Consider the following 2,527-nt stretch of genomic DNA (forward strand, 5'->3'; position numbering starts at 1 on the left):
CTTACTGGCCGGTCCAGCCCTTGTAGTCCTTGACGTTGTCGCGGGTGATCAGGGTCGACGGGATCAGCGTCGGGTCGTTCGCCGGCTTCTGGCCGTTGATGATACCGACGCCTTCTTCCACCGCCTTGCGGGCCATGGAGAACGGATCCTGGGCCGAGGAGGCCTGGATCAGGGTGTTGCCCTTCAGGGCGTCGACGATGTCGGGGGCGCCGTCGACCGAGGTGATGATGATGTCGCTGCGGCCGAGCTGCTTGGCCGCCAGGTCGGCGCCGATCGCGGTCGGGTCGTTGATGGCGAAGACGCCGTCGATCTTCTCGAACCGGGTCAGCAGGCCCTGCATCACCGCCAGGCCGCCGTCGCGCGAGCCCTTGGCATCCTGGTCACCGGACAGGATCTTCAGGTCCGGCAGCTTGTCCCAGACATTGTGGCAGCCCTTGACCCGGTCGGTCACGGCCGAGACCTGCGGGCCGTTGATGATGACGACGTTGCCCTTGTTGCCCAGCTTGTCGGCGATGTACTTGCAGGAAATCTCGCCGGCCTGGATGTTGTCGGTGGTGACCGTGGCGTCGGCGCCCTCGGCCGCTGTGTCGACCGCGACGACGATGATGCCGGCGGCCTGCGCCTTCTTGATCGCCGGGCCGATCGCCTTCGGGTCGCCCGGGTTCAGCAGGATCATGTCCACGCCGGCGGCGATGAAGTTGTCGATCTGGGTGAACTGCTTGCCCAGGTCGTAGTCGTAGCCGACGGCCTGGACCTCGACATTCGGGTTGGTCTTCTTCGCCTCGAAGGTGGCGCCATTGGCCAGGGCGACGAAGAACGGGTTGCCCATCGAGCCGAGCGAGACGCCGATCTTCTTCAGATCCTTGGCTTCGGCGACGCCGGCGACGCCGATCGAAAGCGCCAGCGCGACGCCGGCGAGTAGGACATGTTTCAGCACGTGATTTCCTCCCCTGGTCTGGGTGATGGGGGCGGCGGGTGACCAGAGATCCCGCCGGCCCGTTCCGGAAACTTTGCCTCAGGTGCGGGCGGAACCCTGCAGCCGCAGCCGGTCGAGCGTGACGGCGCCGATGATGATCAGCCCCTTGATGATGTACTGCCAGACGTCGGGCACGCCGACGAGGATCAGCCCGTTCGACAGCACGGCGATGATCAGCGCGCCGACCAGCGTGCCCCAGATCGAACCGATGCCGCCGACGAAGGAGGTGCCGCCCAGGATCACCGCCGCGATGGCGTCGAGCTCGTAGCTGACGCCGAGCTGGGTGCCGTTGGCGGCGTAGAGGCGGGCGGCCGACATCACGCCGCCCAGGCCGGCCAGGGCGCCGGAGACGCCGTAGACGAACAGCAGCACGCGCCAGACCTTGATGCCCGACAGCCGGGCCGCGTCCGGGTTGCCGCCGACGGAATAGATGTGGACGCCCAGCACGGTCCGCCGCAGCACGAGCCAGGACAGCACGATGATCACGAAGGCGATGATCACCAGCCACGGCACCCCCAGCACCGAGGCGTTGCCGATGAAGTCGAAGGACAGCGACGAGTTGAACACGGTGGTGTCGCCGCCCATCAGCCGGGCGATGCCGCGCACCGCGGTCAGCGATCCCAGCGTGACGATGAAGGGTGGCAGCCGCAGGAAGGCGATCAGGGTGCCGTTGGCGAGGCCGAAGACGATGCCGCACAGCAGCCCCAGCGGGATGCCGAGCAGGCCCAGGCCGGGGATCAGCGACCCGATGACCGCGGCCATGGCGGAGGCGGCGAGGATCGAGCCGACCGACAGGTCGATGCCGCCGGTCAGGATGACGAAGGTCATGCCCGCGGCCAGCACGGTGTTGATCGCGGCCTGCTGCATCACGATCGAGACGTTCTGCCAGGAGCCGAAGCGTCCTCCCTCGCTCATGAAGTAGAAGGCGATGCAGAGCAGGATCAGCACCGGCAGCATGCCGACGGTCCGGATCAGGCCCTGCATCATCAGCCGGCGTTCGGCGTCCCGGTTCCCGGTGGTGGTGGTGTTGGCCATGGGGATGATCCCTTACTGGACGGTGGCGGCGGGCGCGGGGGTGGGGATGCCGGTGGCGAGGGCCATGATCGCCTCCTGGGTCAAGGGCTGGCCGGACGACCCGCCGACCTCGCCCTCGATCCGGCCCTCGCGCATGACCAGGGCACGGTCGGCGATGCCGATCACCTCGGGCAGCTCGGAAGAGATGACGATGATGCCGATGCCGGCCTTCGCCAGCCCGTCGATGATGCGGTAGATCTCGGATTTGGCGCCGATGTCGACGCCGCGGGTCGGCTCGTCCAAGATCAGGATGCGCGGCTGGGTCTCCAGCAGGCGGGACAGCAGCACCTTCTGCTGGTTGCCGCCCGACAGCGACCCGACCGTGACCTCGGGGCTGGCGACCCGGATCGACAGCGCGGCGATGGCATCCTTGGCCCGGACCTTGGCGCGGGCGAGGTCGAGCCAGCCGCCGGCCTTGGCGTCGGTGCCGCAGACCACCAGGTTGATGTTGTCCTGCACCGACATGTCCAGGAACAG

At 67.7% G+C, this 2,527-nt stretch carries 3 protein-coding genes; all 3 read right to left on the reverse strand.

Features of this window, described 5'->3' with window-relative positions; translation table 11 throughout:
- Window position 1: 1 nt before the first annotated feature.
- Window positions 2–937, reverse strand: a complete 936-nt coding sequence (locus AC3XYG_RS33165; RefSeq protein WP_489144156.1) for an ABC transporter substrate-binding protein — start codon at window positions 935–937, stop codon at window positions 2–4.
- Window positions 938–1,015: 78 nt separating this feature from the next.
- Window positions 1,016–2,011 carry an ABC transporter permease subunit gene (locus tag AC3XYG_RS33170; RefSeq protein WP_489144157.1) on the reverse strand — a complete coding sequence of 332 codons (996 nt, stop codon included), beginning with the start codon at window positions 2,009–2,011 and terminating at the stop codon, window positions 1,016–1,018.
- Window positions 2,012–2,023: 12 nt separating this feature from the next.
- Window positions 2,024–2,527 (reverse strand): ATP-binding cassette domain-containing protein (locus AC3XYG_RS33175; RefSeq protein ID WP_489144158.1); only part of this gene is annotated, 504 nt, incomplete at its 5' end.

The sequence above is a fragment of the Inquilinus sp. genome, assembly GCF_057815775.1.